Annotated in this window: 28 protein-coding genes; 17 read left to right on the forward strand and 11 right to left on the reverse strand. The window is 42.1% G+C overall.

Translation table 11 applies throughout. The features are described 5' to 3' along the window. The 4 genes from RMY31_RS13760 to RMY31_RS13775 form a co-directional block, all read right to left on the reverse strand. Nucleotides 1-181 (reverse strand): hypothetical protein (locus RMY31_RS13760; RefSeq protein WP_409877913.1); only part of this gene is annotated, 181 nt, incomplete at its 3' end. A 7-nt stretch (nt 182-188) separates the two neighbouring features. Continuing rightward, complete coding sequence (locus RMY31_RS13765) at nt 189-908, reverse strand: hypothetical protein (RefSeq protein WP_409877914.1); 720 nt, start codon at nt 906-908, stop codon at nt 189-191. After that, nucleotides 839-1348, reverse strand: coding sequence for a hypothetical protein (locus RMY31_RS13770; RefSeq protein WP_409877915.1), 510 nt, complete (start codon nt 1346-1348; stop codon nt 839-841). The genes RMY31_RS13765 and RMY31_RS13770 overlap by 70 nt, the downstream gene beginning before the upstream one ends. 589 nt (nt 1349-1937) lie before the next feature. After that, nucleotides 1938-2510: a hypothetical protein gene (locus RMY31_RS13775; RefSeq protein WP_409877916.1), complete on the reverse strand. Its 573-nt coding sequence runs from the start codon at nt 2508-2510 to the stop codon at nt 1938-1940. Between the two features lie 328 nt (nt 2511-2838). On the opposite strand from RMY31_RS13775, the gene RMY31_RS13780 reads away from it, so the two are divergent. From RMY31_RS13780 to RMY31_RS13790, 3 genes are all read left to right on the forward strand, one after another. Next, nucleotides 2839-3063, forward strand: coding sequence for a helix-turn-helix domain-containing protein (locus RMY31_RS13780; RefSeq protein ID WP_409877917.1), 225 nt, complete (start codon nt 2839-2841; stop codon nt 3061-3063). A 330-nt stretch (nt 3064-3393) separates the two neighbouring features. Beyond that, entirely contained in the window at nt 3394-6123 is a 2730-nt protein-coding gene (locus tag RMY31_RS13785; RefSeq protein ID WP_409877918.1) for a DUF3854 domain-containing protein, read from the forward strand. A gap of 101 nt (nt 6124-6224) precedes the next feature. Then, nucleotides 6225-6932, forward strand: coding sequence for a hypothetical protein (locus tag RMY31_RS13790; RefSeq protein ID WP_409877919.1), 708 nt, complete (start codon nt 6225-6227; stop codon nt 6930-6932). Between the two features lie 261 nt (nt 6933-7193). Here the strand turns inward: RMY31_RS13790 and RMY31_RS13795 are convergent, their stop codons facing one another. The 3 genes from RMY31_RS13795 to RMY31_RS13805 are packed head-to-tail and all read right to left on the reverse strand — an operon-like array spanning nt 7194 to nt 9311. Beyond that, nucleotides 7194-8024 carry a hypothetical protein gene (locus RMY31_RS13795; RefSeq protein WP_409877920.1) on the reverse strand — a complete coding sequence of 277 codons (831 nt, stop codon included), beginning with the start codon at nt 8022-8024 and terminating at the stop codon, nt 7194-7196. Then, entirely contained in the window at nt 8008-8829 is an 822-nt protein-coding gene (locus RMY31_RS13800; RefSeq protein WP_409877921.1) for a hypothetical protein, read from the reverse strand. The genes RMY31_RS13795 and RMY31_RS13800 overlap by 17 nt, the downstream gene beginning before the upstream one ends. Further along, complete coding sequence (locus RMY31_RS13805) at nt 8826-9311, reverse strand: hypothetical protein (protein WP_409877922.1); 486 nt, start codon at nt 9309-9311, stop codon at nt 8826-8828. The genes RMY31_RS13800 and RMY31_RS13805 overlap by 4 nt, the downstream gene beginning before the upstream one ends. Nucleotides 9312-9763: 452 nt before the next feature. Here RMY31_RS13805 and RMY31_RS13810 point away from each other — a divergent pair, with 452 nt between their 5' ends. The 8 genes from RMY31_RS13810 to psb34 all read left to right on the forward strand — a co-directional run bounded on the left by RMY31_RS13810 (nt 9764) and on the right by psb34 (nt 17451). Then, complete coding sequence (locus RMY31_RS13810) at nt 9764-10192, forward strand: plasmid mobilization protein (protein ID WP_409877923.1); 429 nt, start codon at nt 9764-9766, stop codon at nt 10190-10192. A 4-nt stretch (nt 10193-10196) separates the two neighbouring features. Next, nucleotides 10197-11870 (forward strand): relaxase/mobilization nuclease domain-containing protein, encoded by a 1674-nt coding sequence (locus RMY31_RS13815; RefSeq protein ID WP_409877924.1) that lies wholly within the window; start codon nt 10197-10199, stop codon nt 11868-11870. Between the two features lie 460 nt (nt 11871-12330). Next, on the forward strand, nt 12331-12885 hold the full coding sequence (locus RMY31_RS13820) for a hypothetical protein (RefSeq protein WP_409877926.1): 555 nt from the start codon (nt 12331-12333) through the stop codon (nt 12883-12885). A gap of 294 nt (nt 12886-13179) precedes the next feature. Then, complete coding sequence (locus RMY31_RS13825; RefSeq protein WP_409877927.1) at nt 13180-13926, forward strand: DUF6745 domain-containing protein; 747 nt, start codon at nt 13180-13182, stop codon at nt 13924-13926. A 427-nt stretch (nt 13927-14353) separates the two neighbouring features. Then, nucleotides 14354-14707 (forward strand): CU044_2847 family protein, encoded by a 354-nt coding sequence (locus tag RMY31_RS13830; RefSeq protein WP_409877928.1) that lies wholly within the window; start codon nt 14354-14356, stop codon nt 14705-14707. Between the two features lie 32 nt (nt 14708-14739). Continuing rightward, entirely contained in the window at nt 14740-15894 is a 1155-nt protein-coding gene (locus RMY31_RS13835; protein ID WP_409877929.1) for a pentapeptide repeat-containing protein, read from the forward strand. A gap of 199 nt (nt 15895-16093) precedes the next feature. After that, nucleotides 16094-16903, forward strand: a complete 810-nt coding sequence (locus tag RMY31_RS13840; protein ID WP_409877930.1) for a helix-turn-helix domain-containing protein — start codon at nt 16094-16096, stop codon at nt 16901-16903. A gap of 377 nt (nt 16904-17280) precedes the next feature. Beyond that, the gene (psb34, locus tag RMY31_RS13845; RefSeq protein ID WP_409877931.1) at nt 17281-17451 is read left to right on the forward strand and encodes a photosystem II assembly protein Psb34; all 171 of its coding nucleotides are present in this window, start codon (nt 17281-17283) and stop codon (nt 17449-17451) included. Nucleotides 17452-17623: 172 nt separating this feature from the next. Here psb34 and RMY31_RS13850 read toward each other — a convergent pair whose 3' ends face one another. Both RMY31_RS13850 and parA read right to left on the reverse strand, forming a co-directional pair. Continuing rightward, nucleotides 17624-17893 carry a ribbon-helix-helix domain-containing protein gene (locus tag RMY31_RS13850; protein ID WP_409877932.1) on the reverse strand — a complete coding sequence of 90 codons (270 nt, stop codon included), beginning with the start codon at nt 17891-17893 and terminating at the stop codon, nt 17624-17626. 65 nt (nt 17894-17958) lie between these two features. Then, nucleotides 17959-18579 carry a ParA family partition ATPase gene (parA, locus tag RMY31_RS13855; protein WP_409877933.1) on the reverse strand — a complete coding sequence of 207 codons (621 nt, stop codon included), beginning with the start codon at nt 18577-18579 and terminating at the stop codon, nt 17959-17961. Between the two features lie 162 nt (nt 18580-18741). On the opposite strand from parA, the gene RMY31_RS13860 reads away from it, so the two are divergent. The 3 genes from RMY31_RS13860 to RMY31_RS13870 all read left to right on the forward strand — a co-directional run bounded on the left by RMY31_RS13860 (nt 18742) and on the right by RMY31_RS13870 (nt 20029). Continuing rightward, on the forward strand, nt 18742-19047 hold the full coding sequence (locus RMY31_RS13860) for a hypothetical protein (protein WP_409877934.1): 306 nt from the start codon (nt 18742-18744) through the stop codon (nt 19045-19047). After that, entirely contained in the window at nt 19047-19490 is a 444-nt protein-coding gene (locus tag RMY31_RS13865; RefSeq protein ID WP_409877935.1) for a type II toxin-antitoxin system VapC family toxin, read from the forward strand. Before RMY31_RS13860 ends, RMY31_RS13865 begins: the two co-directional genes overlap by 1 nt. A gap of 377 nt (nt 19491-19867) precedes the next feature. Continuing rightward, nucleotides 19868-20029, forward strand: a complete 162-nt coding sequence (locus RMY31_RS13870) for a hypothetical protein (RefSeq protein WP_409877936.1) — start codon at nt 19868-19870, stop codon at nt 20027-20029. Here RMY31_RS13870 and RMY31_RS13875 read toward each other — a convergent pair. After that, nucleotides 20026-20298, reverse strand: coding sequence for a hypothetical protein (locus RMY31_RS13875; RefSeq protein ID WP_409877937.1), 273 nt, complete (start codon nt 20296-20298; stop codon nt 20026-20028). The genes RMY31_RS13870 and RMY31_RS13875 overlap by 4 nt on opposite strands. Nucleotides 20299-20974: 676 nt before the next feature. On the opposite strand from RMY31_RS13875, the gene RMY31_RS13880 reads away from it, so the two are divergent. From RMY31_RS13880 to RMY31_RS13890, 3 genes are all read left to right on the forward strand, one after another. Then, nucleotides 20975-21589 carry a MarR family transcriptional regulator gene (locus tag RMY31_RS13880; protein ID WP_409877938.1) on the forward strand — a complete coding sequence of 205 codons (615 nt, stop codon included), beginning with the start codon at nt 20975-20977 and terminating at the stop codon, nt 21587-21589. A 162-nt stretch (nt 21590-21751) separates the two neighbouring features. Then, a complete protein-coding gene (locus RMY31_RS13885) occupies nt 21752-22087 on the forward strand; it encodes a DUF433 domain-containing protein (RefSeq protein WP_409877939.1) in 336 nt (111 codons plus the stop codon). 10 nt (nt 22088-22097) lie between these two features. Then, nucleotides 22098-22457: a hypothetical protein gene (locus RMY31_RS13890; protein ID WP_409877940.1), complete on the forward strand. Its 360-nt coding sequence runs from the start codon at nt 22098-22100 to the stop codon at nt 22455-22457. 282 nt (nt 22458-22739) lie between these two features. Here RMY31_RS13890 and RMY31_RS13895 read toward each other — a convergent pair whose 3' ends face one another. Beyond that, a complete protein-coding gene (locus RMY31_RS13895; protein ID WP_409877941.1) occupies nt 22740-23750 on the reverse strand; it encodes a tyrosine-type recombinase/integrase in 1011 nt (336 codons plus the stop codon). Nucleotides 23751-23924 lie beyond the last annotated feature (174 nt).

A 23924-nucleotide genomic window follows, 5' to 3' on the forward strand; every position in this document is an offset into this window, starting at 1 on the left:
ATTGCTCAATAGCTGACTTTCGTTTGAGATATTGCTGATAGTTTAAATGCTCTGTTATTGGCAGATAGACCCAGTAATGTAAGGGCAAAATCACAGCAGCAAGCGCACCCAAACTAACAGCAATTCTTGAAAAGTAGCTCAGACTGTAAAAGCGAATTACCAAGCATTCAAGCAGTGTCAATTCATCGCTATTGAACCGTGTTGAGCCTAGCGAGGATGCCTGAGAGTTGGCTTTTAGTTTGATTACGGCTAGCCTCCAAAGCCGCACTAATGCCCGTTAAGCCAAGTGATAGCTTATCTCTGCTTTGTTCGTGACGATTAACTACTCGTTCTTGTACCCTTGTCAATGTCCGGTCAATCTTTGCGTCAACCTGATTTGCTGAGAAGTCAGCATAAGCCAGTAGTGCTGTCTCCACTTGTTCTAGGATTTCGTCAAAGGTGGTTGCTGAGGTGTCAACGCTATCGGCTATGTCATTGATTTGTTGCTCTGAGAGGATTACGCCCATTTGTGAAGCTTTAGAATTTATCATCTCTCCTACATCTTGAGGGGCCACCGCGAGCGCACCTGTTTCAAGTTCAGTCTCGGCTTGAAGGGACTCTGCTTGTAAGAGAAATTTTTCTTCAACGGGTTCATCAGCCACAGATAATTGGCTTGTCGCTTTGGCTTTGAGATAGTCAACGGCTTGGCTCAATTGGTCTTTGGTGGGGTTGTTAAGGTCATCGCATTCTACAGCGAGCGCTGCTGTTGTGTAGTCGTCTTTGGTGAATCCTTGATAACCCTGTTTATACAAGCGAGCGCGGACGTTATTAGTAAACTTGTCAGGCATGGTGATTGCTCCTATTTGGCTATTGCTAAAACTTCGATGTTTGCGGATTTCATCGGTTGCGATCGCTTGTTGATTGCCCATTTAGCAGCAACAAACGCGACAAGGGCTAAATCTTTGCTGTGGTAAATATTTTCAGTGCTGAAAGATAGTTCAGCACGTTCAAACCAGTAGTAAGGAGTGCTACGCGGTACGTCGTCAAGATTGATTTTTAGATGCTCTGCAAGAAGCTTTAAGAACTCTCCTCCATGAAAAAGAGTATCTATTTCATAGAAATGTCTGAATGCTTGCCAGCGTTCACTAAACCCCTCACCCCGGCCTGTAAAGCTGCCATAGCGCCGTTTAAAGGAGGCGAATGTCTCAACTATCTTGCTCGCGTCGCTACTTAGCACGTTGAAATTAAAATGCTGTTTCAAAGTAGCCACCACTCGATACCAAGTGATATCAGCGATCTCTTTTCCTAACTCGCGCTCGTAGGCTTGTTTTAGCTGATGATACTTAGCGATATACTGTTTTGTTGCCACATTACCCCCAAAGTATTACTTACGTGTGTTAAAAATCGATGCGTATTCCGGATGAATCCAAGAAACTTGATATAGGTAATTAGCTAAAAAGGGGTATTTGGTACGACCCGTTAGCTGAAACCTATCAATAACTCTGAAAAATAACTCGCGGACATTTCAAAGTGTGTTTTTTCGTCGGCTAGAATCACGCAATAACAAGGCTTGCCAGAGTTGATGATATATTGACAAAATTCCTTTTACCCCCCTAAAAGCGCCCCTTTTGGACTAGTTGACGCGCTTGTACCTTTGCCTTGGTCAGCGAGGCGCGGTAGTAGATGTTACCAAGGGTTAGAACAAACTCAGTTGTATTGAGTTTTCAGTTATCTGGGGCGTGTGCTGCTTATATAAGCTCGGAATTTCGTAGCAGCGCCTTAGCACTTTGTCACGATTGAGCTTTAAGTCAGCAGTCTTAGACTGACGCGGCAAAGGACGGAAATAATACTGTGTGTGTTTGATACTATCGCTACTGGTTAAATATCTGTACAGGGTTCCATCAATCCAGTAGGTCTTACTCTGGGTCAACAGCGTAACGCAGACTACAAGCTGTTTATCAATCATCATTTTTATCTCCAGCTGCACACGCGCCTATCAAGCTTGCACCCAGGAAGATGGCGATAGATGCAATGGCGCTTCCTTCAAAAATCTTTGCGTTGTAAATCCATGTGGGCTGATATTCCTCACCTCTGCTTTGCTCAATGCGGTCAACGCCGTAGCAAAAGATAGCACCAACAACCATAAAACTAGTAGTTAGCAAGCTCAAAAGTGCTACTTCTGACGCTGCATCAAGTAGGAATAAGTTTATCTTTTCACGCCAAGTTGTCACACGGCGAATGTGCATTACTGGTAAGCGTTCTAGATACTTGTGCCACTGGTCATCAGTAAGATTCGCTCTGTTGTAATCACAATGGTCGTGTGACTGTAGCAGTTCGCCCACTGCTTGAATGGCATCTCCTAGCGTTACGTCTGGATAGTATTCCAATTGCCTGAATTCCTGCGAGTCTCGGATTTCTCTGAGCCAGCGATCTGTTGCTTGTAAACGTTTAAGATGATTAGATGTCAGCATTGTTTCTCCTTTGTTTGGTAGTTCGTTGATTGCTTCTAAACTGCGTAAATTGATATGCATGAATCTTCTGTCCTGATATAGACACGCACAATTACCGCGACCGCAAATATAGAGCAGACGCAATGCAGATATTGCTGTGAATAGTTGAATCCTGTCAGAACAGCGCTTGCAAGCGGAAGCAACCCTCGAAAGGAAACCGCCAAGTGCGTTTTGCACTTGGGTCTTACTTGCGTTTGTCCTGAGTTATTTGACGTATTGATAACTTTGACATTAATATACTAGCAACTACTTGTTATATTATCAAGTAGTTAGTGAAAATTAAGGAGGTGGTGCGAACGCACAGACTCATAGGATAATTGGTTGCTGATATAGCAAGTAGTTATTAGTAATGCCAGTGCGTAACACAATAAAAGCTTTTATTGATGCAAGGGGTATAACTCCTTATCAATTTGGTAAGGAAACAGGAATTGCTCAGGGAACTGCCTACGCCCTCTATAACAACCCAGAACAGCGACCAAGCCCTAGTGTTTTGGATAAAATTTGTGATTTTTATGAAGTGCAGCCAAGTGCATTTCTAGAATGGGTTAAACCAAGAAAAGAGAAGGAAAAATGACCAATGCTGACTAACGCTGTGGACTAGACCCGGATTAAGCGGGTACTTGAACAGGTGGCAGTTAACCATTTTTCTCAGGCAAGGAGGCAACGGCAACGCTCCTTTGAGCAATTAAATTGATGTTTTTATCCATAGCTCAACGACAAAACCCGCTCGACCGGGAAGTTAAGCGGGTTCTGTCATTTGACTATTCATAACGCGGGTAACTCCGAAGTGAAAATGTCCTGTCAGACTTTTCGGAACCGCGAGCGCAGTTCTATGATAACTAGTTCTACGGTCGCGTTGCAATAAGGAGTTACCCGGATTTTGAAAAATTCGGAGTAATAAAAAGTGAATACTACACAGAAAACTGCAACGCTGACTGCTAACAGACTGACAGACAGACATTATAAAGAGTGCGTCACAAAGCGGGGCTTGTGTCCAGAATGGATAGCTGTTAACTGTCGCTCAATGTCAATAAAAGAAGCGAGTGATCGCTTAGGATATACAGCACAATCAGCTGGCATCTGGCTAGAAGGAGTCAACGGTTTTGGGCAGTACCGCCCTAACCAGCCTTGGAAAAGCGCAGACGAGAAAAAAGCGCCCAAGTATCGGACAGCCACTAAAGAAGAATATGACGCGATGCTACCCCGTCATCCTGATAATCCGCGCTACTGGTCAGATTTAGAAGCGCTCAAAGCACATTGCTATAACATCAACGGTCATCCTTGCTTAATTGCCACTGAGGGACTATTGAAGGCGATCGCCGGCTGTTCTAACGGATTCCCTACAGTTGGACTCGCTGGTGTTGAACAAGGCTTAACATCCGCGGCTAACGACCCCCAAGGCAAACGTTACCTAGTCGAAACCTTAGAATTGTTAGCCCGTGCTGGCTTTGGCTGGATTATTGCCTTTGACGCGGACGAACGCGCCCAAACTAACAAAAATGTGGTTGCAGCACAGAGAAAACTGGCCTATCAATTAGCTAAGTTTAAAGTGCCTGTGTACATTGCCACAGGTTTGTGGAGTACAGCAGAGGGGAAAGGGATGGACGATTACATTCAGGCCAACGGCGGCGACGCTTTCAGAGATAAAGTACTAGCTAAGGCTGTTAACTTTGAAACTTGGGAACGTCAGTTTAAGCAAGACGATGATGATAACAAAACCCTGTCAGAGGCTTTTTTTGCGGCACAAATAGCAGAGAATTACCGCAATCGCCTAGCTTGGCACGTAGCGAATAAAGCATGGTACTGGTATGAAGCACAACAAAAACTAGGTGTCTGGGGTGAAATTCCCCATGAAGAAGCCCAAGACATCATAGTTACCGAGTTGCGCTCTATTACAAAACATTTTAGCTACCGTTTTGTAGCGAATACGCTGAATCTCCTCAAGGGTGATTTAAGGATTAATCACTGGGAGGTCTGCCCCGGCTTCATTTGTTTACAAGATTGCGTACTAGATATTAATACCCTCAAAGAGTACCCCCACGCTCCCGGTTATAGAATGCTAACTCAGTTGCCCTTTAAGTGGTCTGACCGTAGTATCGGCTGCGACCCGATTAAGGAATGGCTACTAGAAGTTTGCGAAGGCAAACAGAACTGGGTAGAGGTGATTCGCGCTGCCATCAACGCCACCATCACCGAGCGGGGCGGCAAGATGCAAAGATATCTAGAGTTAATCGGTGCTGGCGGCACTGGCAAAGGTACATTACTGAGACTGGTGCAAGAGCTAGTAGGTAAAGAAAACTACGCCATCACCACACTGAAGCAACTAGAACAGAATCGCTTTGAGACTGCCTCATTCTACGGCAAGAAGCTAATTTGTATCACTGATTCCGAACGCTACACAGGTGATGTCAGCGTTTTTAAATCCATCACAGGCTATGACGACCTGCGACACGAGAAAAAAGGCGTACAGCAAACAGGCAGTTTTAAATTTGATGGCGTGGTCATGGTAGCTGCAAACGAAGCGATGCAAAGCACCGATTACACCAACGCCACCGCTCGCCGTCGTCTGTCGATGCCCTTTAACCGTGTTATTCCTCCCCGCCAGCGGCGCGACCTGATGGAAGAGTTCGCGCCTTATCTTCCTGGTTTCCTGTCCTGGGTGCTGTCGATGCCAGAACAAGAAATTAAAGATTACTTTGTGGATACAAACAACAAAGTGCCGTCACTGGCTGCATTCAGCAAAGAAGTCCTCATGGAGACGAACCCGCTGGCTAACTGGGCTGATGAATGTTTGTACTATGACCCCAATGCAGTAACGGGTATCGGTGACATCAGCCAAAGCGCCGAAGAGTTTTTGTATCCCAATTATGCCCAGTGGGCCAACAACAACGGGCAAGGAACAATGAACAAGCAGCGTTTTTCTAGTACGTTGCTGAACTTGCTGAAAGCTCAACTGGCGATTGATGCACAAAAGCGTAAAACCAACAGAGGACGGTTTATTACTTGCGTTGCGATCCGCAAACCCGGACAGAATTTCCCTTTGTTAATTTCTACTAGTGACGACCTCAATCAAAAGGGTGACGACCTAGTGACGACCTCTGTGACGACTCAAACCCTTGATAGTGACGGACTTTTATTAAGTGACGACCTTTTAACCAATAAAACAGCAATAAAGAGCAGTAACCAATGCTGCTTGATGCAATCTCCTATAGAGCAGAATGAGGGGGGTAAGTCGTCACTGGAGTCAAACCCTTCACTCTTAAGCGTTCCAGGTAGTCACTCGGTCGTCACGGTGACGACCTCCGAACCGTCAGAGGTCGTCACCACTCCATCTGTTACCCAACAGATGATTAATAACTGGGATGATTTCCCGTCACTTGGTCAGCTTGTACTGTCGCTAAAAATTGAAGAACTGCGTCAGGCTGTTGCAGGATTTAATATTGACCAACTGCAACATATTAAGGACGCAGCTAATAGCGTGTGGCGATTCGGTGTGGACTCATTAGCTGATTACAACGGCGAACTAGTCTACATCTGGGAGTGCGGACAATCAAACGATGTTCGCATCGGTAGTAAGCAAAAGCCAGGGGTGAGGGTGAGACGCGCTCATCTGCGCCCTTGGTTGGGCATTTGATGAAAAATCTAGACGCAAAGAAAACATGAAACACAACCCTTTGAGCTGGTGTATTTTGAACTTACAAGCTTTTGATGATTACGTTTTAAAGGTAGTTAAAAATGACAGTTACCAAAGTAACTGATTTAATAATCGCTCCTGCTTATGAAATTTCTGACCCAGCAGGAGATGGAATCCACAGTTGGTTCTGCACTGAGATCAACAACATTCGCTCAATCAACTGGCGTGATTTAGAAGCAGATAAACCCCAAAGTGAGCGCATTTATCGGCAGCTGTTACTATGCAATTTTCATCGCTCAGAGAAGTCAGGGCGAAGCGTAAAAGGAATCGTAGAGCATGGACTTGAGGGAATAAAAGCAGAGTTACAGTTAAGCGATCCCAATTGTGAGTATCCAGAGTTTAGATATCAAGAGCTATTAGCACCTGTGAAGTTTAACAGTATTGCTAGCGCTAAAAAATGGTGTGAGTTGGCAGCTTTAGAAGTATTGGAAATAATGTCTGTTGCCTATCCTGCTTTCAATAGTGAAATAATCGCTCTTGTAGGTTCAGCCATACCTTACCCTGGAGTCATGGAAATTGAAGGTAAAAAGGTTTGGGTTACTGGGTTTGGTTTAGCAATTACTGAAGATGAAGAGTGTCGCCAGATTTGGGGAATTAGAAATCGAATACCTTGCTTAATGGGAATGTCCGTAAACAGTCAAGTTGTAGATACAAAGCTGACCTTGTCTGAAGTTTCTTTAGGAGCAATCAGCGAGACAGCTTGGCGAACGCTTCTGAATATTGCCAGGAAATTTCAAAGCAATACTTAAATAATATTTCAACTATACTGTGCGCGTTGATATCTCATGACAGCTCGTAAGCTCTACCTTCACTAGCTGCTGACAATCTATTTAAGGCTAAAATAAATGAATAGCCGTACTAGAATCAGCAGTGCTAAAACCTCTATTCATACCCTCCACATGAAGTTAGCCATTACATGATTAAGCTGAACTAGTACGGCTTAGTTGTACCACAACTTATCAAGTTTAAGTTCACGGTAAAAATCTAGAATAAACACCGCTAGAGTGAACTTATTTTTTGCGGTTAGGGTCAGTACCTAGATACCTTTCAACCCGCTGTAATTTGGTATTGCTATAGCCTGTACGTTGCCAGATACCTTGTAAATAGTTGTGGATATCGTCAGATATTTTTACGGGAATAAATTGATTGAATACAAGGAAAATCGACAAAGTAAATAATGCAGTAAACAACCCTATCGTTCCATATTTACCTATGGGTTCAGAGCGATAAACCTCTTTTTCTATGGTGATTGGCTCTGGGCGAGGGCTGTTCTTCAACTCCTGAATAACCGTAGTCAACTTGTTGGTGTGAATCAACAGATTGTTCCAGTTCGACTTTAGCTCTTGAATTTCGCTCTTTAGCCCTTTGAATTCTAAACTCTCTAACGTCGATGAGGATTTGCTTATACTCTGTGACTGACTGAGTAAGTGAGTTAATTCTTGCCTCAAATTCTCGTTGCTCTGCTCGAACTCTTGACAAGAGAGATTCTGATTCTTCAGTTCTCCCGTCAGCATCTCGATAGTCACCATCGCTTTGCTGAGGAGTTGATTCTGAATTAAATTCGTTTGCGCCCATGCTTGTAACTCTGCCCTATCCCTTTCGCGTTCAGTTTTCTGTGACTGCTTAAAACTCTCAAACTCTTTATACAATCTGCCCAATGCTGTTTTCACTTCTCCCAGTTCACTGGAAGAGAGAGCAGGGGTAGCTGGGGAGGCTGGGGAGGCTGGGGAGGAAAGAGAATTGTTGTTTAATAGCTCTTGCTCCCCCTGCTTCCCCTGCTGCACATCTCCCCCAGATCTAATTCTGTGATTACCGTTGCTGTTATTATTGTTGTTGCTCATTGGTTTTCTTTTGACCCCGGCGAGAAGTAGATGCAGTCGCTTTTGGCTGTTTTGAAGTCGTAGCGCTTGAAGATGCAGCTGATTTAACTTCTGGTTGCTCTAACCCCAAATAAACCCCAGCCTTTTCAAGCTCTGGTTTAGCTTGATCTAAAAACCCACTCACTAGCAGGTAATCCCCAAAAGGAAATCCATTCTCTTCCGTCGCCGCCGAGTAAGGCAGACCTTTCTCTATCAACGTGTCAAAGGTCGAGTATTCTAGCTCTGGCATAGATATTTCTATACCTTGAAGTGAGGCGATCGCTCCCGACGTTTTACTATTCTCCCAGCGCTGAAAACCTGAACCTTTATCCCAGCAGAGATTTTTCACTATGACATAATCAGCCTGATTACCACAGAATTCTGCCATCGTTTTTAAGCTGGTTATCACTGAATAACCAAGGTTTAATACAGTCACCAGCGTTACCCGATAACCCAAATCGCCTGCAATTTTGAATAGTCCAAACTTACTGATAATTTCCCTGGTTTTATTGCTTGATGCCCCTGGCATATCTACTATTACTGAATCTGGTGATTCGGCTTTTATTTCTGTAAAGAAGCGTTTCGCCTCAGCCACCTCGATGAAGTTCAACAGCCTTACCCCAGTGCCAAAGTTTTGATAATACTCATACAGTTCTGGATTCTCTGTATCCGCATCATAAGCTAGATAATTAATTGCTTTTGAGTGCATTACATCCAGTAATAAGCGAGTAAAGGCAGTCTTCCCTGTACCACCTTTGCCCCCCAGTATCATCACTATTCGTTTCATAATTCACTCCTATCAGTGATGTTAAATTGGGCAGAAGCTTTAGCCGTTGGTTTCTTTCGTCTCGTAGTTTGGGATGGTGATGAGTCGGATGGTTCACCACTCTTATCTGATGAACTATCCGACTCTACTGCTGAAACCGAGTCATTAGTTTCGATTGAATCAGCAGTTGATGATGGCTCTGACTCGTCATCAACTTTAGAATCAACCGTTGAAGAATTACCGGATTGATTAGCATCTGTTGAATCAGCTTTTTTATGAAAACTCTTCAGACCACTGGCCGCTAGTTCTACCCCATGCCCTTTAAATACCTCGGCTACATCTGAGTAATCGTAGCCAGCGTCTAACATATCTTGAATAGGTTTAGCCAAACTTTTGACCAAATCAGACAGGCTAATAGTCTTAGGTGTAGCCGCCTTTTGTTTGAGACTGGCTTGAATGTCTTCTACTTTGGATAAAGGAACAGCTTTAGGTTTGCGGGGCATAGTCAGCAGTAGTAGTAACAAATTATCCCATTGTAAAAAAACTTTCGCCCCAAAAACTTTAAGATAAATGTGTATATGTGACGAATATCAACAAACATTTGTTACAGAGTTACTAGACTAGACTAGGCTTAAAAAAGCAGTACTCGCTGTGATCCACAGTTTGTACTTGCCGAGTTCTCGCGCTGCCCCCGCGACGTATGCCCACACCCGTCGCGGGGGCATAGGCAAGCAATACGCCGTAACGCGCTGCGCGCTCCCTTACCCTTCGGGTAAGGCGGCGTGAATTGCTTGTTGGGGGTGTCCCCCAAACCCCCACTAAACACGTCTTTCCGAGGGGTGAACGAGTCAGAAAGTTCCGGGTTATTCGCCTACCTGCGCGGCACTTCGTGCCATTGCAGCTACAGCGAATAACCCGGTAAAAAATAAAATTTCAGATAGCTAAACGCCTAGTTATGCAACCAGACCCTCGCACTAATCTAAGTAATGAACTAGCCCACACGCTAAGTAATCGGGTAGTAGAACCGGATGATAAGCGAGAGATAACTATTACATTTAGAGTCAGCACGGCAGAGAAATTAAGGCTAGAACAACGGTGTAATGGAGTGGTGCAAAGCGATTATATTAGAGCGAGGTTATTTGATTACCCTCTACCACACCCAAAATTAACTATAAGAGAAGTTAATCGACAAGCTATCTACGAACTAAAGAAAATTGGGAATAACCTCAACCAGCAAACCAGAGCCATCAACGAAGCGGTAAAAATTGGTAGCCAACCTCTGACTCATGAAGTAAAAGAATATCTGCAAACTATAAAAGAATTAGCTGCCCTCATCGAACAAACTCACGCCAGCTTATCTCAACCTATCTCAGATAAGGATTAGCGAAATGATTACTAAAATTAAAGCCAACAAATCATTTCGCGGCACTACTAAATACGTCATCGATAAAGAGAAAGCTAAAATTATCGGCGGGAATATGTATGGTAAAACCACTGATAAACTAGTTGAGCAATTTAAACTATCAGCCAATCTCAACCCCCAACTAAAAGACCCGTGCTACCACCTAATGCTGTCAATTCCCAAAACAGACATCACACTTAATGATGAAGAATTAGCCAAAATATCTGAGAGGCATTTTGCGAATGTCGTTGTGCTATCGCGGTTAAAAGGGGAAGAATCCCAAGTTAAACAGCCTCTAAAAAGAATATTTGACACCAAGCTAAACCAGCTAGTTGATGAATTTATTGAGACAGAGCTACCAGCTTATGACTTTTTTATAGCGCGGCACTCTGACAAAAAACACGACCACACCCACATCGTTGCATCAAGAGTTAATAACCTCGATAGTAAATCTATTCGTACCTGGAATAATTACGCCTATTCAGAACATTCAGCCCGACTACTAGAGCGAGAATTTCAGCTAACCCCAGTTCAAAGTAGTTGGGAGAGTAAACGCAAAGCTATGACCCGCAATCAACTAGAACGAGTTGAACGCGATGGGCTTCCAGGTGAAGAAATAATGCGCCGAGCGATTGAAAAAGTGGCAGAAAATAAACCGACAATGCCTCAGTTTATTGAGCAGTTATGGAGAGAAAATCAAGTGAAAGCCATCGTCAGTTATTACGGTCACGGCGGAGTAAGGGGTATTAAATTTGGTATTGATATAGGTTCAGTTAATGAAGATGGTACGCCCCGACTACTCTGGAAACAGGGAGGGAATTTAAATAAATATAAGTGTTCATTTAAAAAGCTTCAGACAGAATTAAGCGTAAGCTATGACCCCAAACGAGACGATGCCGAAATTAAACGCCTGAGTAAAATGTTAGAAACTGCTCAAATTATGCCAAGTAATCAGCAGACAATCAACTACACATTATCTACTGAAGTTACAGATAATCTCCAAGAATTAACTAAGAAAGCTGAATCTATGTCTGAAATGAAATCTTCGTTAACTGACTCTCAAGCATTAGAGTTATACAGGCATTACAGTACTGGTTATGAGCGTGAATTGGTCACAGACCGAGATAAATCAGTTGCAGCCAAAGCTCTAAAAGATGGGAAACCAGCCCATGATGTTGAAGAAATTTTGAAAGCCAGCCCTGCCTTATGGAGCCACGAAGAAGCAAGAGCATTGGTATTAATTGCTGAATCAAACTTGGGACTGCAACAAAAAAAATCCCAATTATCACCCCCAGTACAACAGCAACTCAAGCAGGAGTTATTAACTTTAGCTGTGCCTGTTGCTGTAGGAATAATCAATCATCTCCTCAAGGATAATGATAAAAATAGTCTGAGATTTAAACAATCTACTCTCACCAAACTTGGTAGAGAATTAGTGTACACACATGACACAAAAGGTGAAATCTTTCGTGTAACAGTGAATAAAATCTCTGAAGGTAAGTTAGAGTATTCACCAATTCATGTAGGAGAAATCGAGCAAGACGATATTGACCATTGGCACAAAGCAAAGTCGGTATTAGAGGAATACCTCCAGTCAACACAATCACTTCAACAACCACAGCCAGTTCGTGAAACAAGGAGTAAAGGATTGTCTCTGTAAGTATTGCTGTAAGAGAGTTGGAGAGCGGGAATTTCTATAAAGTTTTTCACTCTACCCCTCGGCGCTACGTTCTTTCAAAGCAATGTCTGCTACTGCCAAAATTAGACTGATGCCTGAGCTATGTAAATGATTGCTAGCATCGACAGACACTTCGTTATCGCTGCCCAATACGGTTCAGTTGCTCTCTGACATTTTAGGGAATCCAAATTAAAAAACCGTAAACTGTACAGGAATTACCAAATATAAATATTTATGGATTTTTCTTGGAATAGGGTATTAGATTCTCGGTAAATAGATAGAGATAATTTCAAGTCGTCAGAAATTAAACTGTTGGCGTTAATGAAAAATCCTCGGCTGTGCAGTCAAGCGTAGTCAGTAACTTATTCAAATATACCTTGACTGTATTTAATGGTTGTTTTCGAGTAAATAGAATGCTGTTGTTGAAAGCTGGAGAACTGCAATGGGTGAAGCAAAACGGCGTAAAAGGTTAGACCCAAACTATGGTCAGGTCAAAAAACAAATAGCTATGGATCTACAACAAATGATTCATAGCTCTCCCATGCTTCAAGAAATGGCTATAAACCAGCTATTAGAACAGTCAGATTTTTGGTTACAAAAGACGGATTTACTTTATGAACCTGTTGCACATTCGCTACAGGAAAGGCTTTTCTGGACGACGCTGCCAATACCCTCAAAGCAAAATACAGCCAGAAGTTATTTTACAGAAAACGAGTCAGCTGCAAGTCAAGCAATTTATCCATTAGTAGAAAGATTTGGAGCGGGTTGGATTTATCAACTTGCTAATCTTGACATTAACATGACTTATTTCCATTACATTCCCGCTACTCAAGAGAACTTAAAGAACCTTGCACAAGAGCAATTCTGTGGCTCTATGGGTCAAACTATAGAATTTATCATCCGTACAGTACTGCAAAAGTGGGAGTGGGGTAAATGTGTCCCCGTCATCGCTACTAGTGTGCGAAAACAAGACCCGATTTGGATTTATATAGTATGACTAACGCTCACCGAAACCAGTTAAGTAAGCGAGAGTATTCACCGATTAATGTGAGAGAAATAAACAGAGAATATCGTAAGCTTTGGTCAGCAAGTAACAGATGAACCACATCAATCACGACCAGAATATGGTGGTATTTTTCTGGCGGTAGTTGCCAGCGTTCGGGGCGGGTTCATTAATGAGGATAAAAGACTTTGAGGCTTGTATTACACGAATTAGCCCAATCGTGTAGCGCGACTATATATTGATGTGACGAATGGCTAAAAATAATAGAGGAATAACAATACTAAAATAATGTTTCTACTTACTCCAAAGCAAAAAAAAATGATTCCTCTGTATCAAGAAAAATGGCGAAGAATTCTTCTGACCACCGAGCCAATTGACCAAAATAAAGTAGCAAGAATTATTCAAAAAATTTATGAGTTTATTGGTCAATCAGAGCCAAATATTATTTTTTTTGATAGTCCTTATGCTTTAGTTAAATATATAACTTTGAGAGAAATAAACGAAGATTATTACCGAAACAATCGCATTGCTATACATAATTTTTGTAAATTAGATGGGTCAAGTTTCGGAGAGCGTATCGGAGTATGGTCAAAGAGATTGGAACAAATTCTCAATGTCCCTTTTGAATTGCAAATAGACCTCAAATTGTATAATCAAGTACAAGAAATATTAAGGCTAACATCTGAAGAGATAACAAATAAGTTAATTAAAGAAATTAAGTTTTGTGATTTTTATGATGATTTTGACACGGATAAATTAGGAATTAATTCTCTTTATCCCTATTTTTGGTGGTATGATTTTTGCGTTTCTGAAATTAATATAGAAAATTATTTTATAGTTAAACTTTGTCTAGAAATACATCAGCAGTGTGACAGGCTTTTTGCTTATCCAGACTCTTGTTTAGTTTATAACCGTCCTTGTCAAATCTCATTTGATGAACAAGGGCATTTACACGCTCAAGGAAAAGCAGCTATTCAATACAATGACGGTTTTTGCGTCTCTGCTTTTCATGGTGTGAGAATACCAGAAGAGTAATGTAATAGGTTTTTTACGGAAGAGAAGAGCATATACGGGAGCGCCTGGGTCAATATTTGCTTTCGGGTTAGGGCAGAGTATGTACTGTACTCTAAATAAATAAGCCAGCCTAAGTAAGAAAGGTAGTTAAGCAACGGTTATTTGATTTTGGCTGCTAATCACTTGTAGTAAAGGTTTGGGGCTGCCAGTGCTGCGAAACTTCCTTGCTCGGTCGCAGCTAGAAATAAGTTCATACTTGCAGATTAACCCTTTTGCAATGCACAGCCTGGATTTTTCACAAGTGAGAAATCCGGGTCGTAGAGTTTCAAGTTTCTATAAATTGACCAGCTAAAGTTTGATATTGTGTTTGCTTATCGTTGTATCTTACACTTATACTACTAAGTAGTTATAAGTTTTCCAAATTGTAGGAAACATATAAATCAAAATCATGGGAATATTTAAACCATCTAAATTAGTAGAGTTTTCATTAGAAGATGGCACCACTGCCTTCGTCGAAATTGAAGGAGATGAGGAAGATATTTCAACTAGAGGTCTTAGAAAATCTCCATTTGTAGAAAGATCAGGGCAAAGCTTTAGATCTGCTATTAGTGCGATTAAACCTATCGCTGGTTCTATTATTAGAGAAATTCGCAGTTTAGAAGATACCCCTGATAAAGTATCTGTTGAATTTGGGGTAAGAATGAATGCTGTTGCGGGTTTGGTCATATCTCCCGCAGATTCTGTATCTCACTTTAGGATTACACTTACTTGGGAGAAGGAGTCAAATGGGAGACGTATTTAATTTTCTTTTGCTTATTCTGAACAGGTGAGTATATGAAAAAACTTCCCCATAAACAGCCTTTTTTTACTCACAATATCTATGAATTTATAGAAGAAAAACTTCCAACATTTTTAGGTTTTGTGCTTCTTTTAACGGGGTTATTAATTGGTAAATTGAGCTTTGATTATTTATATCAAAATCGTAATCAAAAGCAATTTGTGCAGGATTTTTACGCAAACGTTAGTTCGGATCTTGTTAGTATTGCCTTCACTATTCTAATTATTGACAAATTGAATCAATGGCGCATTACTAGCCAGGAAAAAAAAGAAATTATTTTACAAATGGGGAGTCCGAACAATTTAATTGCTATTGAATCTGTCAGAAAATTACGATTGCTCGGTTGGCTTATAGATGGCTCTCTCCGAGGAGCATATTTAAAGAACGCAGACTTGACTCGCGCTAATCTTGAGAAAGCAGATTTACGACAAGTTAATTTGCAAGGTGCTAAATTAGCTGAAGCCAATCTAACAAATGCTGATTTGCGATCTGCTGATCTCAAAGATGCAGATATAAAAGGAGTCATATTACATGGAGTGCTAATTAATGATGAAACTATCTTGCCCGATAGCGGTCGCCTAGTTTGGAGCATAGTAAATAAGGATAACGCGGGTACGGATTTGACAGAGAGTGACCTTAGCGGATCTATATTGCGAGAAGCTAAACTTATTGGTGCGATATTGAAACAATCTATACTTAATAGCGTTGATTTAACAGATGCAAAGCTAACAAGAGCAGCCTTAAGTGACGTAGAATTGAATGGTGCAATCTTATGCAAAGCGGTTCTACATAATGCCGATCTTAAAAATGCAAAATTGCAGGGCGCTGACTTGAGCAATGCTGATCTATCTCGTGCTAATTTACAAGGTGCAGACCTATTTGGGGCACGTTTAAATAATACTAACTTGACTAATGCTGACCTGGGAGGAGCGCAGATAAGAGCAGATTTGAGCAATGCCGATCTATCTTGTGCTAATTTACAAGGTGCAGACCTCTCTGGGGCACTTTTAGATAATACTAACTTGACTAATGCTGACCTGCGAGGAGCGCAGATAAGAACAGATATTAGTACAGCAAAAACATTCGCGGCAAAGTACGATAACACAACACAGTGGTTAGATTCACCACCAAACGACGCTATTCTAAGCTGATGCTAGAGACAACAGCCCAGCAGGCTAACAACCCTGTTGCACGCCGTCCTTCTCAAGATTATTGATAGAATAAGAAGGCTTACTAGAATATCAATTCACTTTTAGAAGTTGCTGGTAAGTTACTAATTTCAAGATCATTTGGTCGAAACAATATTTAATATTCAAAATACGGCATTTAATTTTTAAGTTTTACTAGAGCATGACTACAAATTCAAAACGGAAGACATTCAAAGAGGAATTTGCTCAGTTTTTTGAGAATCCTACACGAGAAGGTTTTAGAGATATTCTTAAAAACAATCTTGGGGAATTTCCTAATGTAGATTTTAAGGAAAAATTACCAACCTTTCCAAAGGTCGCCCGTCACTTGTTAGGATTAGCTAACTTTGGTGGTGGATGTCTCGTAATTGGTGTTTCTGAAAAAGAAGATAAAACTCTTGAATCAATAGGAGTTGATGAACTAGAAGATAAAAAAGTTATTATAGATAAAGTTAAGAAGTATCTACCTGCTGTTCTATTAGAAGATATAGATATTGGAGATTTTTCATATCAGGATTCTGATTACAAAGATTTAGTTGGAAAGAAGTTTCAAGTTATTTATGTGACTGGGGATTCTAACCATCTTCCCTTTGTTTCACAAGCACAGGGAGATGGTATTCGAGAAAATTCAATTTATGTAAGAAGAGGAACTTCAACTGAAGAAGCTAATTATGAAGAGCTTCAAAGCATTATCAATCGTAGGCTTGAAACAGGATATTCATCTAGAAATGAAATAGATGCGCGAACTCATATAGAACAATTAAAAATACTATATACTCAGTTAAGTCCGTTTCTAACTAAAAGAAAGGGTATATATAATCTTCTAGAGGAAGTTACTTTTATAGGGATAAATGAAAAGGTTCCAAATCCAAATTATCCTAAAGAAAATTTTGAGGATTTTATAGTCAGGATAATTGAGAAGAAAAAGAAAAGAATCGAGATTATTCTTGATGTGTTTAATCTCGAATTGTAAGCATTTGGGCATTGTAAGTACAACACGTATTAATAATTCGCGCCCTGTTCCAAGGTTTCAACCTTAAAGAGGACTGAAGGAAATTAAGAAATAGGTGCGACCGCACAACTTACTTGCGCGGTAATGGCGACCAAAAGTATTGATATTGCGCGGCTTGTGACAACAAAAGTAAGAAATACTGTCTTGGAGTTTCTTACTTTGAGGTTTTTTAGAGTATTTTCCCATCTGCTATCTTGAGGCGATCGCCTGAGTACCCCATTCCTGATAAGCAACTTTTATTAACGCTATCAGCCTTTTGGTGTCAAGTCCTGTTGACCAATTGTAACAATATTGTTATATTGATTTACATAAGTTAATAAACCAGCAATAAAAAAACTATGTACACCACTGTTAATGAAAACGGCGTTCTCAACAACTACCCAAGTGAACCCCAGGTATACTGCGCTGAGTACCCTGCAATTTGGGAACAACGCAAATACGTTATACAGGGTGTCTTCGCTACATTACTTGTCACCACTCTAGTTTTGGTTGGTATTAGCGTTAGCTAAGATTTTTGCGCCTTCGGTATCGGTATCTCAAGCTCGACTATTGGGCTTCTCCCCCGAACCTCGGTACTTAACGCCGGGGTTTTTTGTTGTGGAGTGCGATGGCGCAAAGCGCTCAAGCTCTTGACTAACAATTTTTCACCAAAGGAAAGGCGATCGCACTTGGATCGCCGGCTTAAGCTATTGGCTTCTTGCCATATTTCTCAAATAGGTCATTTAACGCAAGAGCTAGCAAGGCTTGAACTGTGGTGTCTTGTTCCAGTGCCAATTGCTTTAACTGCTTAGATACAGCTGGGTCAAAATGACCAGCGATCGCTTTTTTTCCCTGTCTGCTTGGTGGTAACTCCGGCTTATCAGCAGCCTGCAATTGAGAAACAGAGCGTTCATTGGTCGCTGGTTTTCCAGATGCAAGTTGTAGAGCGTCTGCAAGATTCTTTTTAGCCATATCTATATATATGTCGTGTATTTTCAACCCATATTACAAGTTTACTTGTATACAAGTAAAAATGTTTATATTCCTACTTGTTTACACATCCACTTGTAAAGTTGTTGGATTTCAGATGCAGCCCTACCATTCGGTTCATATTCCTGAGCTGTTTGTCCTGCTGTCAGGCTATGCACAAATGCAGCTCTTTGTCCTACTTGAATAGGGGCGACTGCAACTTCATAGGTCGCAATTGCTTCATTGGCTTCACTTGCTGAGGAACCGCGTGGAGGGACAGCATTGAGAACGACAGTTGCAGTTTTCTTGGCCAGGTTTACTAGGTCAATGCTATCGCTGATTGCTCTTAAATCAAGAATTGCAGGGCGACAGGGAATCAAAATTAAGTCAGCTGCACGGATAGCTGCTAATGCTGCGGTTTCCGAGTGCGGTGCTGTATCAATAAAAACTATATCTGCCCCTGAAGTTGCGGCTGCTTCTAAAACTTTTGGCAGACGGGCAGCTTGTGCTGATACGACCGTTGGAGCTTCAACTGTTCTACTGTCCCCCCAGCCAGTAGCCGAAGCTTGTGGGTCTAAGTCGATAATCGCTGTTTCCCAACCATCAATAGTAGCAGCAACAGCAAGATGCACCGCCAGGGTTGTTTTACCTGCACCGCCTTTTCGAGAAATTATGGCGATTGTTTTCATGTAGATAAGATTACATATAACAGTGTTTACACGTTAATATATTTAAATGTTTACAAGTTGACAAGTTTATTTGTAGACAAGTTTCAAGCGTGCGACCTGGACAGGAATTTATCAGTAAGCTGAAAAATAAGCGATTAACTTGAATTAGATGTGGAATAGCTTATGAACAGTCAACCAAAATCTGTTGTGAGTGATTTAGAACAAGCCCATAGTCAGGATATTGAAACAATTACCCGTTTGTTAGCGAAGATTTCCAACCGTAGTCCATCGGAGATTAAACCTCACTTGAACACCATGCTATTGCAGCTGGTGCAACCATCAACAGAACGCCCTTTCTATGAAACTGCAACAGCATCTGAATGGGTAACAGCTTTCCGGGAATGGGCAGCAAGTCACCGCCATGATGCACCTCCCCTTTCGGACTATGCGGTTAGCCGGGAAAGTATGTATGAGGACGAGAGGCTCTAGTGGCTTATCTGCTTGACACCAATGTTCTGCTGCGGAGCGCAGACCCTAACCACCCAATGTACAACTCGGCCACCAATGCAATTTCCTTGCTGCGGAATCAGGGAGAAACGCTCTGCATCGTACCACAGAATCTCATCGAGTTTTGGAATGTGTATACCCGTCCAGCTAATAAAAATGGGCTGGGTCACACTGCCTCTGAAGCTAGGGAAGAAATCATCCGGCTGAAAGCTTTCTTTACTTTTCTGACGGATACCGCAAGCATTTACGACGAATGGGAGCGGCTTGTCATACAGTATCAGGTAGAAGGGATCAATGTCCACGATGCACGGCTGACAGCAGCTATGCTGGTGCATGGGCTGACCCATATCCTTACGTTTAATATTAGTGATTTTGCCCGTTATTCAGAAATTACTGCTATTAATCCCAGTACGATTACACCTTAAGTTACACCTATACATGGCAACTTGTATACAAGTTGCCATGTATAGGTGTTGACAAATTAGCAAGAGGTAAGAAATAACTAAGCAACAAATTTTCGCACCTTGCTCAAAAGCTAGATATATAAAGGTTTTAGGCAGCTAGTGCTGCGTAGCTTTATTGCGCGGTTGTGGCTTGCGTAGAGAAATTGGGGAATTTTGGGAGAAGGTAGAAACAGCTTTTTGCTTTTGCTGGTCGTAGAATAGTTTTAGCGCTCAGTTCGCCGTAGCGATAAAAATTTTCGCTGTAGCGATGAAAAAATTCAGAAAACAACGTAGAATTTGACTTATAATAAACGCTTCGCTAGCGAAGCGTTCGCGTCCTTGCTAGCAGTACATTTTTTATGTTTACCTTTCATCTTAAAACTGGTGAAGTAGTTCAAGTAGCTTTAGAAAACGTAGAGCAGTTTGTCAAAGAAAATCGAGACAACATTGTAGTCCGCCACAGGAAAAGACGTGGCGAACTGAGAATTGGAGGTTTGGAAGCTCAAAATGTCAGTGTTTAACAGTAAATGATGACTGTTTGGTTCTCTGCGCTACCTAAGTACTTCTCATTTTCTAAGTTCTCTAAACTATCAGCATAGAAAACGTCACATCCTCTAAATATCCGGTACTCAGTTTTTGGGTCATCTTTAGGACTAGAGATATACTCATACTCTTCACCTAGTTCCACATAAACCCAACATCCTTGATTCCCTTGAAACAAGCCGTCGATCCACTCATTGGATTGAACCTTGTTAAAGAAAGCTTTTGAGACTTTTACCCTTATCAGCATATTTATTTACCTGTTGAACTATAAAAGATAAGTAACCCTAGAGCCAAATGGCTCACTGATGGAGTTTGTCAACTCAGCTTTAGGTTTCCTTACTCCATCTAAAAGTTGTTATTGTGGTGTTCAAGCAAAAGCATCACATACAGGTGTTTACTAAAAGTGAGCAAAACAAGAATACCCTTACTAAATGGCTAGCAAGGGTATTTTTTAAGTTTCAGATATTCTAAACGCGCATCCTAGATATCCCTGGAGTGCTTAGTCTTCTTATCTGTAAGATTCGTCTAACGTTTACACAGCTTGCTTTTCAGCATTATTGAAAGCTGTAACATTCAAACATATCTAACTGAAATGAGACTTTGGGTCTATATACACAAACCAGAACCATAGTCCAGATTTACATCGTACTTTCTGAAACGCGATCGCTCCGTTGTTATGTGGGAAACTGAGATTCAATTGCCGATAAAGTTGCTTATCGGTTTCGCTGACACCAGGGGCAAACTAAACCGTTTCAGATCATTTACCGCCCAAAACCGCGATCGCTAATTTTTAGCTGCCTTCTTTCTCACTCTGATGTCGTCATACACGAGTTTCTCGATGCTGTTTTCTAGAATTGCTAATTAAGAGCGCCAAGTTTATGCTGTTAGACAAACAGAACAGTCTGCCAGTCTGACCGCCGACTATGACCAAACTCGACCGAGTGCCAGTAGCCCAACTTCCCGATCAGTACGGGATTGTTAAATCCGTCCTTTACGATCGCATTAATCGATTAGGCATCAAGCCAACCAAAATCGGCAATAAGTCTTATATCAGTGGAGAGCAGTTAGAGTTGCTTGACCAGCTAGATGCTCACATGAAAGCGGGTGGCAGCATGGCGGACTTTGCCGACCAATACGCCAGTCATGGAGGCGGTCAGTATGAGCATTTGGACTCACAGTTTGATGATGCCAGTCAGTCTGACGGTCAGTTAACAGTAACCGGACTGACCGCCAGTCAGGTCGGTCAACTACCGCAACTGATTGAAGGGTTGGTGACACGGCTAATTCCCGCTATCGTCCGCCAACTTCCGGCATTGGCTCCTGACCCAGTTGCCCATTTGAGGGCATTGGAAGAAGCTTATAAAAATGGTTGGCTACTCAGCACGAGGGAACTGGCGACTCTGCTCAAATTGTCGAGAGCTACAGTTCGGGGGTATGGTACAAAGTTTGAAGATGCTGGTTTTGTGTTTACCAGAGCAGGACAAAGGAAGGGGGGAGAAGTAGCGTGGTCAGTGGGAAAACAGAGAAAATCTAAATAGGCGTTAATTGTCAGTCGGCGAGAAATTGGGCGATCTTGTGAATCTATCGAAGGGCGTTAACACTTTTGGCAGTACGAGAGAATCAACGGGTTTGGCGTGTCACCGGAATTCTTGAGTTAGCGCCACCGCGCTGAAACCAAGTTCTATTAAGAATAAAAGCTCATGAATAGTTCAACAACTGTATTAGAAGATTATTTCGAGTTTATGTCCCCCGATGACATCCGCATTAAAGGACATCGCATTGGTATTGACAATGTGATTGATTATTACCAGCAAGGATATACACCAGAGCAAATTCGAGAACATTTCCCCTCACTTTCCTTAGAAAAGATTTACGCGACTATCACCTACTACTTGCACAACAAAGAAGATGTCGATGCATACATGGAGCGATTAAATGCTTGGCGCGACCAACGCTACGATCAATGGCGGTCTGCTGAACCATCGCCAACGATCCAGCGCTTAAGAGCAATCCGAGACTCTAGGGCTAGAGAGTAGGTAAACGAGAGTGAAAATCCGTTTTCTGCTTGATGAAAATCTGTCAAAACAAATAAAAATAGCTACTCTTCGTCTCAACCCTAGCATCGATATCTTGTGCGTGGGCGATCCAGATGCACCAGCATTCGGAACTCTAGATCCAGACATACTGCGTTATCTGGAGGGAGCGCAGCGGTTGTTGATAACGGACAACCGCAAATCAATGCCAGGGCATTTAGAATCTCATTGGTCAGAAGGTGGACACAGTTGGGGGATATTCTGGGTGCGCCCCCAGACACCGATAGGGCAGTTAGCACAAGAACTACTACTGGTTTGGGAGACGACTGAAGCAGAAGAATGGATAGATCGGGGGGATTGGATTCCGCTTTAATCTCCCACTGTCAGATACAAGCATGAGAGTCACATAACGGAATATTGAGCTATGACGACATCGAATTATAACTGTCTGGGAGGGAACACTATAGTAATAAAGATTGTTAGTTCTTTCAACGCCAGATGAATCTTTAAAGAAAGCTATAGAAACAAGCACCGATAAAGCCCTTGAATTGGGTATATCTTACTTCCAAAAAGAATACTGGAATCGAAAGTAATATTTTTGACCATTAAGACTATTTGATTGGATCAAGTAGAGATGACAGATGTGACCACCAATTTAATCCAACCCATCCATCAATAGCTCTGACATCTCCAGTTGGTCGCGGTTGCGGTTGTCGTCATAAATCTGAAGCGTATTTAGTTTTACGTGTCTGCTGAGTTTTTGGGCTTTCCGCACATTGCCATCAGTCTTTTCAAGTACAGCAGTGATAGCACTGTGACGGCAACGGTGCGGGGACATCTGTTTTTCAACCCCTGCCCGTTTAAACAAACGCTTGACTATTTTATAGATGCCATCCCCAGTTAACCTGTGACCTTCTGCATAAAAATCAACCGAAGTAAACAACGGGCGGGACGAAGACATATCACCACCCCTTGAGATCAGCCAGTCAGTAATAGCTGTCACAGTGACTTTTGGCAGATTAACTGTCTCTCGGATTTGCTTGCCCTTACCCAAAATTGATAGCTTGCCTTTAGATCCTTCAAAATGCCTTAAGTCCAAGGTGCTGACCTCATTTCGCCTCAAAGCATTGCCCCACAGCAGCAGCAACAAAGCATAGTCCCGCTTCCCCGCCAGCGTCGAGCGATCGCACTGGTGAATCACGCTCAAAAATTCCTGCTCGGTGACACCGCTAGTGTCGCGGTAAGCCTGCACTGGGATACTGTCTACATCCACAGCATAGTTGCACACACCCAGCTTTCGCCCGTAGGCAACCAGAGACTTAATTGCAGCCAGTCGGCGGTTAATCGTGTTCGGTGCTAGTCCAGCTTCATTGAGTATGGCTCTGTACTTAGTCACTACCAGCGTTGCTTTGTGGCCCTCCAGGTGTAAAAACTCCAAGATAGAATCCCGGTGAGGACGCACTCCCGTCATGCGAGTAAAAAAATCCGTGATATCTTTGCGGTAAGCCCTACGGGTTCCCTCACTGTTTTTAGATTTAAGCAGTTCCTCCAACACATCGGGGTCAGAGTCAATTACACCAGCAAAATATGTCTCAATCTTCGCAGACAGAGAATTTTCTAATTTTTCGACAAACTTCAAGTCAGTTGACTGGCTATTTTGACTCATAGACTCCCCAAGGCTGCGGTATCGAGAATGGTCGTTTCCAATACCACACACCATTATCTAGCAACGGGGGTCATAGTGTTGGGGTTCGCGCCTTTTGTCGCCAATTTGTCTACCCTTGGTTGATAAATTGTTGCTATCGCTGTGTGAAACTAAAAAACCGATGGTGATTCACCC

The organism is Dendronalium sp. ChiSLP03b (assembly GCF_034531165.2).
GTDB classification, from domain to species: domain Bacteria; phylum Cyanobacteriota; class Cyanobacteriia; order Cyanobacteriales; family Nostocaceae; genus Dendronalium; species Dendronalium minutum.

Bases quoted from the DNA above. Each gene is read 5' to 3' on its own strand.
- RMY31_RS13850 (WP_409877932.1), bottom strand. From the start codon at position 17,893: ATGGCTAAAAAGAATCTTGCAGACGCTCTACAACTTGCATCTGGAAAA.
- RMY31_RS13780 (WP_409877917.1), top strand. From the start codon at position 2,839: ATGCCAGTGCGTAACACAATAAAAGCTTTTATTGATGCAAGGGGTATA.
- RMY31_RS13765 (WP_409877914.1), bottom strand. From the start codon at position 908: ATGGGCAATCAACAAGCGATCGCAACCGATGAAATCCGCAAACATCGA.
- RMY31_RS13875 (WP_409877937.1), bottom strand. From the start codon at position 20,298: ATGCTGATAAGGGTAAAAGTCTCAAAAGCTTTCTTTAACAAGGTTCAA.
- RMY31_RS13840 (WP_409877930.1), top strand. From the start codon at position 16,094: ATGACTACAAATTCAAAACGGAAGACATTCAAAGAGGAATTTGCTCAG.
- RMY31_RS13885 (WP_409877939.1), top strand. From the start codon at position 21,752: ATGAATAGTTCAACAACTGTATTAGAAGATTATTTCGAGTTTATGTCC.
- RMY31_RS13805 (WP_409877922.1), bottom strand. From the start codon at position 9,311: ATGCCCCGCAAACCTAAAGCTGTTCCTTTATCCAAAGTAGAAGACATT.
- RMY31_RS13835 (WP_409877929.1), top strand. From the start codon at position 14,740: ATGAAAAAACTTCCCCATAAACAGCCTTTTTTTACTCACAATATCTAT.
- RMY31_RS13870 (WP_409877936.1), top strand. From the start codon at position 19,868: ATGTTTACCTTTCATCTTAAAACTGGTGAAGTAGTTCAAGTAGCTTTA.
- RMY31_RS13795 (WP_409877920.1), bottom strand. From the start codon at position 8,024: ATGAGCAACAACAATAATAACAGCAACGGTAATCACAGAATTAGATCT.
- RMY31_RS13810 (WP_409877923.1), top strand. From the start codon at position 9,764: ATGCAACCAGACCCTCGCACTAATCTAAGTAATGAACTAGCCCACACG.
- RMY31_RS13820 (WP_409877926.1), top strand. From the start codon at position 12,331: ATGGGTGAAGCAAAACGGCGTAAAAGGTTAGACCCAAACTATGGTCAG.
- RMY31_RS13825 (WP_409877927.1), top strand. From the start codon at position 13,180: ATGTTTCTACTTACTCCAAAGCAAAAAAAAATGATTCCTCTGTATCAA.
- RMY31_RS13815 (WP_409877924.1), top strand. From the start codon at position 10,197: ATGATTACTAAAATTAAAGCCAACAAATCATTTCGCGGCACTACTAAA.
- RMY31_RS13860 (WP_409877934.1), top strand. From the start codon at position 18,742: ATGAACAGTCAACCAAAATCTGTTGTGAGTGATTTAGAACAAGCCCAT.
- RMY31_RS13775 (WP_409877916.1), bottom strand. From the start codon at position 2,510: ATGCATATCAATTTACGCAGTTTAGAAGCAATCAACGAACTACCAAAC.
- parA (WP_409877933.1), bottom strand. From the start codon at position 18,579: ATGAAAACAATCGCCATAATTTCTCGAAAAGGCGGTGCAGGTAAAACA.
- RMY31_RS13830 (WP_409877928.1), top strand. From the start codon at position 14,354: ATGGGAATATTTAAACCATCTAAATTAGTAGAGTTTTCATTAGAAGAT.
- RMY31_RS13880 (WP_409877938.1), top strand. From the start codon at position 20,975: ATGACCAAACTCGACCGAGTGCCAGTAGCCCAACTTCCCGATCAGTAC.
- RMY31_RS13800 (WP_409877921.1), bottom strand. From the start codon at position 8,829: ATGAAACGAATAGTGATGATACTGGGGGGCAAAGGTGGTACAGGGAAG.
- RMY31_RS13790 (WP_409877919.1), top strand. From the start codon at position 6,225: ATGACAGTTACCAAAGTAACTGATTTAATAATCGCTCCTGCTTATGAA.
- psb34 (WP_409877931.1), top strand. From the start codon at position 17,281: ATGTACACCACTGTTAATGAAAACGGCGTTCTCAACAACTACCCAAGT.
- RMY31_RS13895 (WP_409877941.1), bottom strand. From the start codon at position 23,750: ATGAGTCAAAATAGCCAGTCAACTGACTTGAAGTTTGTCGAAAAATTA.